This window comes from Shimia sp. CNT1-13L.2 (genome assembly GCF_024331145.1).
Classification (GTDB): Bacteria; Pseudomonadota; Alphaproteobacteria; order Rhodobacterales; family Rhodobacteraceae; genus Shimia.
On the sequence record NZ_JANDJO010000006.1, the window covers coordinates 137,122 to 149,228 of the forward strand.

The 12,107-nt window shown below is 61.4% G+C and carries 12 protein-coding genes; 4 read left to right on the forward strand and 8 right to left on the reverse strand.

Features of this window, described 5'->3' with window-relative positions:
• From gltX to NNA36_RS14190, 4 genes are all read left to right on the forward strand, one after another.
• Positions 1 to 1,425 carry a glutamate--tRNA ligase gene (gene gltX / locus NNA36_RS14175; protein ID WP_255108119.1) on the forward strand — a complete coding sequence of 475 codons (1,425 nt, stop codon included), beginning with the start codon at positions 1 to 3 and terminating at the stop codon, positions 1,423 to 1,425.
• A 74-nt stretch (positions 1,426 to 1,499) separates the two neighbouring features.
• Positions 1,500 to 2,795, forward strand: coding sequence for a citrate synthase (gene gltA / locus NNA36_RS14180; RefSeq protein ID WP_255108121.1), 1,296 nt, complete (start codon positions 1,500 to 1,502; stop codon positions 2,793 to 2,795).
• Between the two features lie 200 nt (positions 2,796 to 2,995).
• A complete protein-coding gene (locus tag NNA36_RS14185; protein WP_255108123.1) occupies positions 2,996 to 4,177 on the forward strand; it encodes a calcium-binding protein in 1,182 nt (393 codons plus the stop codon).
• A gap of 251 nt (positions 4,178 to 4,428) precedes the next feature.
• Positions 4,429 to 4,938, forward strand: a complete 510-nt coding sequence (locus tag NNA36_RS14190; RefSeq protein WP_255108124.1) for a DUF2087 domain-containing protein — start codon at positions 4,429 to 4,431, stop codon at positions 4,936 to 4,938.
• Here the strand turns inward: NNA36_RS14190 and NNA36_RS14195 are convergent.
• From NNA36_RS14195 to murI, 8 genes are all read right to left on the reverse strand, one after another.
• The gene (locus NNA36_RS14195) at positions 4,935 to 5,711 is read right to left on the reverse strand and encodes an enoyl-CoA hydratase-related protein (protein ID WP_255108126.1); all 777 of its coding nucleotides are present in this window, start codon (positions 5,709 to 5,711) and stop codon (positions 4,935 to 4,937) included. The genes NNA36_RS14190 and NNA36_RS14195 overlap by 4 nt on opposite strands.
• A gap of 186 nt (positions 5,712 to 5,897) precedes the next feature.
• Entirely contained in the window at positions 5,898 to 6,350 is a 453-nt protein-coding gene (locus NNA36_RS14200; protein ID WP_255108128.1) for a cytochrome c-type biogenesis protein, read from the reverse strand.
• On the reverse strand, positions 6,347 to 8,320 hold the full coding sequence (locus NNA36_RS14205; RefSeq protein WP_255108130.1) for a heme lyase CcmF/NrfE family subunit: 1,974 nt from the start codon (positions 8,318 to 8,320) through the stop codon (positions 6,347 to 6,349). Before NNA36_RS14205 ends, NNA36_RS14200 begins: the two co-directional genes overlap by 4 nt.
• Before the next feature lie 70 nt (positions 8,321 to 8,390).
• Positions 8,391 to 8,921 (reverse strand): holin family protein, encoded by a 531-nt coding sequence (locus NNA36_RS14210; protein ID WP_255108132.1) that lies wholly within the window; start codon positions 8,919 to 8,921, stop codon positions 8,391 to 8,393.
• Positions 8,912 to 9,523 (reverse strand): holin-associated N-acetylmuramidase, encoded by a 612-nt coding sequence (locus tag NNA36_RS14215; protein WP_255108135.1) that lies wholly within the window; start codon positions 9,521 to 9,523, stop codon positions 8,912 to 8,914. Before NNA36_RS14215 ends, NNA36_RS14210 begins: the two co-directional genes overlap by 10 nt.
• A gap of 127 nt (positions 9,524 to 9,650) precedes the next feature.
• On the reverse strand, positions 9,651 to 10,094 hold the full coding sequence (ccmE, locus tag NNA36_RS14220) for a cytochrome c maturation protein CcmE (RefSeq protein WP_255108137.1): 444 nt from the start codon (positions 10,092 to 10,094) through the stop codon (positions 9,651 to 9,653).
• A gap of 26 nt (positions 10,095 to 10,120) precedes the next feature.
• Entirely contained in the window at positions 10,121 to 11,149 is a 1,029-nt protein-coding gene (gene argC / locus NNA36_RS14225) for an N-acetyl-gamma-glutamyl-phosphate reductase (protein WP_255108140.1), read from the reverse strand.
• A 100-nt stretch (positions 11,150 to 11,249) separates the two neighbouring features.
• On the reverse strand, positions 11,250 to 12,062 hold the full coding sequence (gene murI / locus NNA36_RS14230) for a glutamate racemase (RefSeq protein WP_255108143.1): 813 nt from the start codon (positions 12,060 to 12,062) through the stop codon (positions 11,250 to 11,252).
• Between the last annotated feature and the right edge of the window lie 45 nt (positions 12,063 to 12,107).

A 12,107-nucleotide genomic window follows, 5' to 3' on the forward strand; every position in this document is an offset into this window, starting at 1 on the left:
ATGTCAGGCCAGGTCGTCACCCGCTTCGCCCCTTCGCCCACCGGCTTCCTTCACATCGGTGGCGCCCGCACGGCGCTGTTCAACTGGCTGTTTGCCCGTGGCCGCGGCGGCAAGTTCCTGCTGCGTATCGAAGATACCGATCGCGAACGCTCGACCCCCGAAGCGACCGCCGCCATCCTGCAAGGCATGGAATGGCTTGGCCTTGACCACGACGGTGAGGTGGTCAGCCAGTTCGAAGGCGCCGCCCGCCACGCCGAAGTGGCACTGCAGCTTCTGGCCGAGGGCAAGGCTTACAAGTGTTTCGCCACCCAGGACGAGATCGCAGCCTTCCGTGACGCCGCGCGCGCCGAAGGCAAATCAACCCTCTATCGCAGCCCCTGGCGTGATGCCGATGCCGCCACCCATCCCGATGCGCCCTACGTGATCCGCATCAAGGCCCCGCAAGACGGCGAAACCGTGATCCGCGATCAGGTTCAGGGCGACGTGACCATCCGCAACGATCAGCTCGACGATATGATCCTGCTGCGCTCGGATGGCACGCCGGTCTATATGCTGGCCGTTGTCGTGGACGATCACGATATGGGCGTGACCCACGTGATCCGCGGTGACGATCACCTCAACAACGCCGCCCGTCAGATGATGATCTACGAGGCCATGGGCTGGGATGTTCCGGTCTGGGCGCATATCCCGCTGATCCATGGTGCGGACGGCAAGAAGCTCTCGAAACGCCACGGCGCATTGGGCGCACAGGAATACCAGGCGATGGGCTATCCGGCAGCCGGGATGCGCAATTACCTTGCCCGTCTGGGCTGGAGCCACGGTGACGACGAATTCTTTACCGATGCCCAGGCCCAGGAGTGGTTCGATTTCGGTGGAATCGGCAAAAGCCCGGCCCGTTTCGACACCAAGAAGCTCGAAAACCTCTGCGGACAGCACATCGCTGTTAGCGATGACGCTGCGCTGCTGCAAGAACTTGAGGGTTACCTCGCCGCCGCCGAGGCGCCTGCCCTCACGGAAAGTAAAAAGGACGGTATGTCGCGGGCAATGTATTGCCTGAAAGATCGCGCCAAAACTTTCCCTGAACTCATTGAAAAGGCTTACTTTGTTTTGGCGGACCGCCCCTTGCAGCCGGATGCCAAGGCACAAAAGAACCTTGATATTGTATCCCGTGGTATACTGAAAGAATTGACGCCGCAGTTGCAAAATGTTAGCTGGACCCGAGACGGATTGGAGGCTGTCACCAACTCTTACGCGGAAGCGAAGGAAATCAAGTTCGGCAAGATGGCTGGCCCCCTCCGGGCTGCGCTTGCGGGGCGCGCGGTGACACCCAGCGTATTCGATATGATGCTTGTTCTGGGACGCGATGAAACCATCGCCCGCCTGGAGGAAGCAGCAGAATTTGAGCCGGAGGCACAGGACGCCTGAGAACCTGCGCCAAACCGACTGTTTAAACGCCTGCGGGGACCTGCCCTGCAGAAACGACGAGGAAGGGACCACGAATGTCTGATACCCAAAAGACCGCAACACTGACGATTGACGACAAGACCTACGAATTGCCGATCTATTCGCCGACGGCGGGTCCGGACGTTCTGGACATCCGCAAGCTTTACGGCCAGGCGGGCGTCTTCACCTATGATCCCGGCTTCACCTCGACCGCATCCTGCGACTCGACCATCACCTATATTGACGGTGACAAAGGCGAACTGCTGCACCGCGGGTATCCGATCGACCAACTGGCTGGCAAATCGCACTACCTCGAAGTCTGCTTCCTGCTGCTTTACGGTTACCTGCCGTCGGCATCCGAGCTCGAAGAGTTCGAGACCACCATCACCCGTCACACCATGATCCACGAGCAGATGCACAACTTCTTCCGTGGCTTCCGTCGTGACGCGCACCCGATGGCCACCATGGTGGGCGTGATCGGTGCGATGTCGGCCTTCTATCACGACTCGACCGACATCTCGGATCCGACCCAGCGTGAAATCGCATCGCACCGTCTGATCGCGAAGATGCCGACAATCGCCGCGATGGCCTACAAGTACTCGATCGGCCAACCCTTCGTGTATCCGCGCAACGATCTCGACTACGCGTCGAACTTCCTGCACATGTGCTTCTCGGTTCCGGCCGAAGAGTACCAGGTGAACCCGATCCTGGCCCGCGCCATGGACCGCATCTTCACCCTGCACGCCGACCACGAGCAGAACGCCTCGACCTCGACCGTGCGTCTCGCCTCGTCCTCGGGCGCCAACCCGTTCGCCTGTATCGCAGCCGGCATCGCATGTCTGTGGGGTCCGGCCCACGGTGGTGCAAACCAGGCATGCCTCGAGATGCTCAAGGAAATCGGCTCGCCGGATCGCATTCCCGAGTTCATCGCCCGCGCCAAGGACAAGAACGATCCGTTCCGCCTGATGGGCTTTGGCCACCGCGTCTACAAGAACTTCGACCCGCGCGCGACCGTGATGAAACAGTCGGCCGACGAAGTGCTTGATCTTCTGGGCGTGGAAAACAACCCGATCCTGGCAACCGCCAAGGAACTGGAAAAACAGGCTCTGGCAGATCCCTACTTTGCCGAGAAGAAACTGTTCCCGAACGTCGACTTCTACTCGGGCATCATTCTCGAAGCGATGGGTTTCCCGACCTCGATGTTTACCCCGATCTTCGCGCTGTCGCGCACCGTCGGCTGGATTTCGCAGTGGAAGGAACAGCTGTCGGATCCGGCGCACAAGATCGGCCGTCCGCGTCAGCTGTACCTTGGCGACACCCTGCGCGACTACACTGACATCGAGACCCGCTAAAGGCGATTCTCTCAAACCTTGCAAAACGCGCCCCGGCCAAGCCGCGGGCGCGTTTTTCATTTATTGTTAACCATTTCGGAAACGGTATCGAGGTTTCGCCGTTAACTGTTTTCCAATCCCACACAATACACTGAATTATTTGACTTTTTCCTGATTCAAGGAGAAATTGAGGCAATATTGTGGTTTCGGGAGTACGTGTCATGCTCATTCTTGCTTCCCTTCTTGGGATTGCGGTCCTTGGCTGGGCCATCACCGAGATTGGTGATGATGATGACTCCAATCCCTCCGACGAGGACGATGATCCCGAATACAACGTCCAGAAGGGTGGCGACGACGACGACGAACTGACCGGCGATGACGGCCTTGATCTTCTGATCGGTGCCGGCGGCGATGATGTTCTTGGCGGCGGCGCTGGCGACGATGACCTGCGTGGCTGGTCCGGCCAGGATCTGATGGATGGTGGCGACGGCAATGACATCCTCAGCGGCGGCTTTGGCGATGACACTGGCCTTGGCGGCGCGGGCGACGATACCCTCTCTGGTGGCGTTGGTGTTGACTGGCTCTTTGGCCAGGACGGTGACGACCTCGTTCAAGGTGATGAAGGCGCCGACTATCTCACCGGCGGCAAGGGCGATGACACTCTGGAAGGCGGCGCTGACAGCGACTTCCTGGTGGGCAACTCCGGTAGTGACCTGCTTTCCGGTGGCGCGGGCAACGACGCCCTCTCCGGAAAAGGCGGCAACGATACCCTGCTTGGCGGCGAAGATTCCGACGCCCTGGCTGGTGGCGCGGGCGACGACAGCATGGACGGCGGTGACGGAATCGACGGCCTTGCAGGCGGCGACGGCGACGACACCCTGATTGGCGGCCTTGGCGATGACGAACTGATCGGCGAAGGCGGCTCCGACCTCATGCAGGGCGGTGAAGGTGACGATGTTCTGCTTGGCGCCGACTTCCTGAACCGCGACATCAACGTCGACGACCTGATCCAGCTCTTTGAAACCGGCGACATCAACACCATCGGTGACCTGATCCTTGACCTGTCCGAAGACAGCAGCGGTGCGGACACGATGGAAGGTGGCGAAGGCGAAGACCTTCTGCTGCTGGGTATGGGTGACGTAGCATCCGGTGGCGAAGGTGAAGACCTCTTCACCATCTACGACGATCACTTCGATGGCTCCGATGTGGGCACCATCACCGACTATGACGAGGACGCGGGCGAAGAAATCGTGGTTCTGTACCAGGGCCCTGCCCCCGTTGTCACGACCGCTCAGGATGGCGATCACACCAACGTGCTGCTGGATGGCAAAACCGTCCTGAGAGTCGAAAACGCCGACGCGACCAAGGTTCTGGCAAACGTCTCGGTGGCCAGCGCGGTCTGATCCACGTTCCATTGAAACCTAAAAACAACGCGCCCGCCTCTTCTGCGGGCGCGTTTTTCTTGGCACTGGTACTGCCCGCCCGAATCGCGCTAGCTCATGCACAGGGTCCGCAGTTCACCCAGGCGCCGCCGGTCGCAAGACTTCGCTAAACCTGCCAGTATCAAGACCGACAGCATGTTCTGACCGTGCCGTCGACAAGGGCGGCCATCGACCCCGATCCGGGATGCACGGAACACTCAGAGGATGGTTCCATGTCACAACAGCTGACACCCCTGTTCATTGCCGATGTCTCGGCCTTCTCCAAATCCCTGCGCAAGTCGCTTGACGATCAGCCCGCCACCCCCGGTCAGGCCGCGATGCTGGCCCTGATTGCCAAGGCCGCGGGCTATCGCAACCACCAGCACCTCAAGGCCGAAACACCATCGCAGCTAGATGAACTTGCCCTGAAAAGGGCGATGCGGGTCTTCGACGGAAAAGGCAAAATGGCGCGGTGGCCCAAGCAGACCAAGGTGCAAGGTTTGTGCCTCTGGCCCTTCTGGGCGCGCTTGCCGGCACATCGCGACCTGACCGAGAAAGAAGTCAACGCCATCCTGCAAGAGGGCATGGCCTTTGACGACCACGTGCTTTTGCGCCGCTCTCTCATCGATCACAAGCTGGCAGAACGCACGATCGACGGCCGGGTCTATCGCCGCATAGAACAAAGGCCAACGCCCGAGGCATTGGCCCTGTTTCAAAGGCTGAAAGCCCGTTCGGCGGGTTAACGCCCTTCGTAGCTTGCCGGTCGCTTGTCAAGGAAGGCCACGACGCCTTCCTTGAAATCGCGGGTCTTGCCGCATTTGCCCTGCAACCGGGCTTCCAGCGCGATCTGCTCTTCGAAATCGTTTTCCGGCGAGGCCTGAAGCGCTGCCTTGATATGGCGATAGGCCTGCGTCGGCCCCTTGGCCAGATGCGCCGCCCGCGCCTTCCAGGTGGCCTCGAACTCTGCGTCCGGGGCCACTTCCCAGATCATGCCCCAGCTTTCCGCCTGCCGCGCGGTGATCTTGTCGGCAAACAGGGAGGCCCCCATCGCCCGCGCATTGCCCACGAGCCGCGGCAATACATAGGTGCCACCGGCATCCGGGATCAGACCAATCCGCGAAAACGCCTGAAGGAAATAGGCACTCTCGGCCGCGATCACCACGTCCGCCGCCAGCGCAAGGTTCGCCCCTGCCCCGGCCGCCGCGCCGTTCACCGCCGCAATCACCGGCACCGGACAATCGCGGATGGCACGCAGCATCGGCGCATATTCATCGCGCAGCGTCCGTTCCAGATCCAGGCTCTCGGCGCTGGCACCGTCCCCAAGATCCTGCCCCGAGCAAAACGCCCGCCCGGCCCCGGTCAGAACAACCACCCGCGCAGCCTTGCCCGCTTCGATCACCGCATGTGCCACCTCGGCCCGCATCTGACTGGAAAAAGCATTCATAACGTCAGGACGGTTCAACGTCACGACAGCGATCCCATCCGACGCGTCATAGGTAAGGGTTTGATAGTCCATGGCGTTTGTCTCCATCCTCTGCTGCGACGCAGCTTAACCTATGCATGACGCGGGGAAAGGCAAACCCCACGTCACAAATATTCTTCCCCTGCCGCGGCATCCAGATGGCAAGGGTAAGTTTCACTCCAATCCAAACAAAAAACCCGGCGTCTCCGCCGGGTTTTCTCTTACGTCTTGCGCCCCTGCTCAATCCTTCAGGATTTCCTTGAGCCGCGCTTCCTCTTCCGCGCTGAGGCCGGCATCCGCCACCTTCGGCGCGGAAGACCGCCGCCGCAGGTAGACCAGCGCCACGCCCAGCGAGATCAGCAGCATCGCCGGCCCGGCCAGCCACAGAACAAGGTTCGATCCGCTGGTCTTGGGGTTCAGCAACACGTATTCGCCGTAACGATCCACGATAAAGCTGATCGCCTCATCGTCACTGTCCCCCGCCACAAGACGTTCGCGCACCAGCAACCGCAGGTCACGCGCCAGTTCGGCGTTCGAGTCGTCGATGCTCTCGTTGCGGCACACAAGACAGCGCAGGTCCTTCGACAATTCCCGCGCCCGCGATTCCAGCGCCGGATCATCAAGGATCTCATCCGGCTGCACCGCCCAGACGGGCGCCGCAACCAGCATCAGGATCATCAGAAGACGTTTCATTCTGCCGGTACTCCTGCATTCGGGGCCTTGCGCGCACCTGCGGCCACACGATAGCGGCGGTCAGACAGGCTCACCACGCCACCAAGCGACATCAGGAAACAGCCCATCCAGATCCAGTTGGTCAGCGGCTTGATATAGACGCGCATGGTATAGCCGCCATCGTTCTGCGCATCCCCGATCACCACATAGACGTCACGCAGGATACGGTAGTCGATGGCCGCTTCGGTGGTCGGCATCGCCTGCACCGGATAGACCCGCTTTTCCGGGTTCACCAGCGCCACGAACTCGCCATTCCGGCGCACCGTCACATCCCCCATGGTCGAGGTATAGTTCGGCCCCGCCACCTCGCGCACATCGTCCAGCGTGAACTCATAGGCACCAACCTCAAAGGACTGCCCCTTATAGGCCACGCGAATGTCCTCGATCTCCCAGGCCATCAGACCGGCAATGCCCAGCATGGTGATACCCAGACCGCCATGCGCGATGGTCTTGCCCCAATCGGCACGCGGCAAGCGGCTCAGGCGGCCAAGACGTTGGCCAAAGCCCCCGCGCCCGGTGCGCGAATAGACATCCACCAAGGCGCCAAACACAAGCCACGCCCCAAGGAACAGGCCAACCGGCCCCAGAAGCGACTTTTCCGTCTGCATCGACCAGGCAAGCCCGGCAATCGCCACGGCAAGGATAAACGCCGGAACCAGCGGTTTCGCCGCGCGCACCACGTTGGCCCGCTTCCACGGCAGCATCGCGCCCACGGGCAGGATGATCCCAAGCACCACCATGAAGGGCGTGAAGGCCATGTTGAAGAACGGCGCCCCAACCGAAAGTTTGCGGGCAAAGAACATCTCGGACACCAGCGGCCAGATCGTACCGATGAAGACCACGAAACAGGCCACCGCCAGCAGCACGTTGTTCAGCACCAGCACACTTTCGCGGCTGACCATGCCGAAAATGCCCTTGGCCTCCATCGCGCTTGCGCGGGCGGCAAACAGGGTCAGCGCCCCGCCCATGAACACCGCAAGAATGGCAAGAATGAACACACCCCGCTCGGGGTCATTGGCAAAGGCGTGCACCGAGGTGATCACGCCCGAGCGCACGATGAACGTCCCGATCAGCGAGAAGCCAAAGGCAAGGATCGCCAGCAGGATGGTCCAGCTTTTCAGCGCCTCGCGCTTTTCCACCACGATCGCCGAGTGCAGCAGCGCCGCCGCCAGCAACCACGGCATGAAGGAGGCGTTCTCAACCGGATCCCAGAACCAGAAACCGCCCCAGCCCAGTTCGTAATAGGCCCACCACGAGCCAAGCGCGATCCCGATGGTCAGGAACACCCATGCCGCCAGCGTCCAGGGGCGCACCCAACGGCCCCATGCCGCATCAACGCGCCCTTCCATCAGGGCGGCAACGGCAAAGCTGAAGGCCATCGAAAGGCCGACATAGCCGAGGTACAGGAATGGCGGGTGGAAGGCGAGACCGGGGTCTTGCAGCAGCGGGTTCAGGTCACGCCCGTCCCAGGGCGGCATCCCGATGCGCAGGAACGGGTTCGAGGTGAACAGGATGAAGGCGAAGAACGCCAGCGCCACCCAGCTCTGAACCGCCAGCGCCCGCGCCCGAAGCGTCGGCGGTAGGTTGCCCCCGCGCCAGGCCAGCGTCGCGCCAAAGATCGTCAGGATCAGCACCCACAAGAGCATTGATCCCTCGTGGTTCCCCCAGACGCCCGACACCTTGTAGAGCATCGGCTTGAGCGAGTGCGAGTTGTTCACCACAAGCTGCACCGAGAAGTCCGAGACCACGAAGGCATAGGTCAGCGCGAGAAACGAGAAAGCCGTGAGAAGGAATTGCATGCCTGCGGCCGGCTCGGCGACGGCCATCCAGCCGGGCCAGCGTTTATAGGCACCAATCAACGGAACCACCGCCTGCACCAGTGCGGTGAGGGCGGCGAGGATAAGGGCGAAGTGGCCAAGCTCTGTAATCATGCGCTGATGTATAGTTCGCGCGCACGCGGGGGCAAATGCTTTAAGTCAAATACCTCTTCACTTTTCTGCGCTAGCGACGCTGATTTTTCCGCCAGTCCGCCAGCACCGGGTTCCCGTCATCTGGCACAGACTCTTCGTCCAATATCCTAATTTGTTTGATATTTTCCACCACGCCCGGCACCCGTGCGATGGTCTCGGCAATCGACGCCTGGAACGCCTGCCCCTTGGCCTGATGTCGCGCCCCGAAATAGAAGCTGACGATCACCCCCAAAAGCCACCAAAGCGGCTCGGGCACGAGGGCGATTCCCGCCATCCGCGCGCTGAACCAGACCGGGTCAACCATCGCCGCCCCCAGAAGCCCAAGACAGCCAAGCGCCATCATCGGGCGCGGCAGGCGGTTCACCGCATCCATGATCCGGTCAAACCGCGACCGACCGGTCTGGCGAAACTCGGCGCTTTGTGCCGCCATCGCCGCCAGTTGCACATGCACGCCACGCTCGGCCCCCGCCTCGGCGTTTTCGCGAAACACCTCGACCGTCTCGCGCACCACGTTGCGATCCCCGCCGAACAACACTCCGAAAATCCGCGCGATCAACCCCATGCCGCCACCCTCTTCTGAAAGGCCGCGTCACTCATCCGGTACCGCTGTGCCATGAAATCCTCGGCGCGTTTGATCCACCCGCCCTTGCCGCCAGCCCGCGTCCGCGCGTATTTACGCGAGGCAGGTCGACGGTCTGCCAGTCGGAAATAGTAACTACGCCGCGCCACCGCATAGGCATCGGCGATGTGGTCCGGCGCCGCAGCTGCCGCCTCTGCCGCCGCCCGCAGCGTCACCGGCCCGATCACCCCATCCACAGACACGGGCCAGCCCATCTCGCCCAACAGCCGCTGCAATATCTTCACCGCATTGCTGCCCGCGTTAACATACATGTCGAACACCCCGGCCCAGAGCACCGGAGGAAGCTTGGCAATGCCCGGACCGTGAAAGTAATGCTCAAGGAAAATATCCTCGGCCTGCTCCACGCTCAAACGCTGCACATCGCGCGCATCAACATCGCCGTCCCCATCCAGATCCAGTCCAAGCCGACGCATGGTATGCACCGTCACCCCGTATTTCGTGACCCCGCCCGGATCATCGGGATCGTTCACATACCCGCCTTCCCGTTCCAGAATTTCACGCGCTATCGCCGTCACATCCAACATGGCCCACCTCCAGGCCAAAAGGCTGCCACACCGCCCCTAACGCCGCCTCACCCCACCGTACGCCACAACGAAAACACCCCGCAGCCTGGCGCCACGGGGTGCAGAATTTCAAAGCGATGCGAAAGGCTTAGCTCTCGGGCTCCTGGTAAACGCCCTGCTCTTTCAGCGCGTCCACAACCTCTTTCGGCATGTAGGTCTCGTCGTGTTTGGCAAGGATCTCCTTGGCCACGAACACCCCGTTGACATAGCTGCCGGTACCCACCATGCCCTGGTTCTCTTCGAACAGGTCAGGCAACACGCCCGTGTACTCAACCGGGATCGACGCACCGCCATCGGTCACGCTGAAACGCACTGTCTCGCCTTCGCCACGCACCAGCGTGCCATCTTCGACCAGACCACCAATCCGGAACACCTCGTTCGGCTGGGGCGGTTCTTCCGCCACCTGGCTGGGCGAGCGGAAAAAGTTGATCCCGTCGCGCATCGCATAGCCGATCAGCGCAGTCGATATCGCCAGGGCCAGGAAAGCCACCAGGATCACCTGGACACGACGTTTCTTCTTCAGGTTCTTCATTTTCAATCCCTTTCGGGTCCGTTTCCTTACGGGAAGACCGGTGCCAGCATCAGACCCGTCGTCTCCTCTTCGCCGAGCATCAGGTTCGCGTTTTGCAAGGCCTGCCCGCTCGAGCCTTTGGTCAGGTTGTCAAGCGCCGCGACCACGATCGCGCGCCCTTCGATCCGGTCCGCGACAACGCCAAGATGGCAGAAGTTCGAGGCCCGCACATGTTTCGTGCTCGGGGCTTCACCCAGCGGCAAGACTTCGACAAAGGGCTCGTCGGCATAGGCCGCGGCCAGGGTGTCGTGAACTGCCTGCGCATCCCCATGCACATAGGCCGTCGCCAGGATACCGCGGTTCGCCGGAACAAGATGCGGCGTGAACTGGATCCGCACATCCCGACCAGCCAGCAGGCTGAACTCCTGGTCGAATTCGCCAAGGTGACGATGCGTGCCGCCGATGGCATAGGCATGGTAGCCCTCGCTCAACTCGGCATGCAGCAGGTTCTCCTTCAACGACCGGCCCGCGCCCGATACACCACACTTGAGGTCGAGGATGATATGATCAAAGTCAATTACCCCGGCCGAAATCAGCGGCCGCAGGATGTACTGCCCGGTCGCCGCGTTACAGCCCGTGCCCGCCACCAGACGCGCATCCTTGATCTCGTCGCGGTAGAATTCAGTCAGGCCATAGACCGCCTCTTTCTGCAATTCGATGGCATCATGCTCACCGCCATACCACTTGGCGTATTCCTCCGGATCACGGATACGGAAGTCCGCCGACAGGTCGACAACCTTGACGTTGCCGGGCAGCGCCTTGATGACCTTCTGGCTGGTGGCATGCGGCAAAGCACAGAAACACAGGTCCACCGCGTCAAAGTCGATTTCGTCGATCTTGCAAAGGGTTGGCAGATCAAGGTGACGCAGATGCGGGAACACGGCCGCCATCTCCATGCCGGCCTTACGGTCGGCCGACAGGGCAACGATATCCATGTTCGGATGGGTGGCAATCAGCCGGACCAGCTCGGCACCGGTGTATCCGCTGGCTCCCAGAATAGCGATCTTGTGGGTCATTTCGGACCTCTTCCTTTCTCAGGCACGCTCATGTGCGCGCAGCCCCTCTTCGGGGCGAAATGTAGTTCTTGGACTTGGGAAATGCGAGAGGCGCGTTTTGTCACGCCTTCTGGAAGGTGATTTTTCGTCGGAGAAACTGAGTTGCCCGGTTCGACACCTTGGCCGGATCACCGGTTGTCAGGAACATCGAGTCCGTCCCCTCCCCAATCATCTTGGGATGGCGCTGCAGGTAATCGGCGAGCGACTCTGCCACCAGATTGGCCTGGCTATAGACCTTCACATCCTGCCCCAAGGCGTCCTGGAACGTGTCGTGCATCAGCGGATAATGGGTACACCCAAGGATCGCCGCCTGCGGATCGGGCATCTTGCGCTGCAAGGCGTCCACATGGCTGCGCACCAGCGCCTCGGCAAGGATCATGTCACCATCCTCGATGGCATCCACCACCCCGCCACAGGCCTGCGCCTCGACATCCACACCAATCGCGCGGAACGCCAGCTCGCGCTGGAAGGCACGGCTCGCCACGGTGGCCGGCGTCGCAAAAAGCGCCACATGCTTGACCTCGACCTCGCGCGGCGGCGAGTTGTCGCCCCAGCTGCGTTCGGTCAGCGCCTCGATCAGCGGCACAAACACCCCAAGCACCCGCTTGTCGCTGGGAATCCAGCTCTCCTGCATCCGCCGCAACGCCGCCGCACTGGCGGTGTTACAGGCAAGGATCACGAGATCACAGCCCGCCTCCCACATCCGCTCAACCGCGGCGGTGGTCAGGTTATAGACATCATCGGCATCCCGCACGCCATAAGGCGCGTGCGAATTGTCACCGAAATAGACGAAGGGCACATCCGGCAACCGCTTGGTCACCGCGTCCAGAACCGTCAGCCCGCCAAGGCCACTGTCGAAAATCCCTACTGCCATTGTCTTGTCGCCTCGATGCTGTACCAGCCCTTGCCGCCCGGCGGA

Bases quoted from the DNA above. Each gene is read 5' to 3' on its own strand.
- gltX (WP_255108119.1), top strand. From the start codon at position 1: ATGTCAGGCCAGGTCGTCACCCGCTTCGCCCCTTCGCCCACCGGCTTC.
- gltA (WP_255108121.1), top strand. From the start codon at position 1,500: ATGTCTGATACCCAAAAGACCGCAACACTGACGATTGACGACAAGACC.
- NNA36_RS14185 (WP_255108123.1), top strand. From the start codon at position 2,996: ATGCTCATTCTTGCTTCCCTTCTTGGGATTGCGGTCCTTGGCTGGGCC.
- NNA36_RS14190 (WP_255108124.1), top strand. From the start codon at position 4,429: ATGTCACAACAGCTGACACCCCTGTTCATTGCCGATGTCTCGGCCTTC.
- NNA36_RS14195 (WP_255108126.1), bottom strand. From the start codon at position 5,711: ATGGACTATCAAACCCTTACCTATGACGCGTCGGATGGGATCGCTGTC.
- NNA36_RS14200 (WP_255108128.1), bottom strand. From the start codon at position 6,350: ATGAAACGTCTTCTGATGATCCTGATGCTGGTTGCGGCGCCCGTCTGG.
- NNA36_RS14205 (WP_255108130.1), bottom strand. From the start codon at position 8,320: ATGATTACAGAGCTTGGCCACTTCGCCCTTATCCTCGCCGCCCTCACC.
- NNA36_RS14210 (WP_255108132.1), bottom strand. From the start codon at position 8,921: ATGGGGTTGATCGCGCGGATTTTCGGAGTGTTGTTCGGCGGGGATCGC.
- NNA36_RS14215 (WP_255108135.1), bottom strand. From the start codon at position 9,523: ATGTTGGATGTGACGGCGATAGCGCGTGAAATTCTGGAACGGGAAGGC.
- ccmE (WP_255108137.1), bottom strand. From the start codon at position 10,094: ATGAAGAACCTGAAGAAGAAACGTCGTGTCCAGGTGATCCTGGTGGCT.
- argC (WP_255108140.1), bottom strand. From the start codon at position 11,149: ATGACCCACAAGATCGCTATTCTGGGAGCCAGCGGATACACCGGTGCC.
- murI (WP_255108143.1), bottom strand. From the start codon at position 12,062: ATGGCAGTAGGGATTTTCGACAGTGGCCTTGGCGGGCTGACGGTTCTG.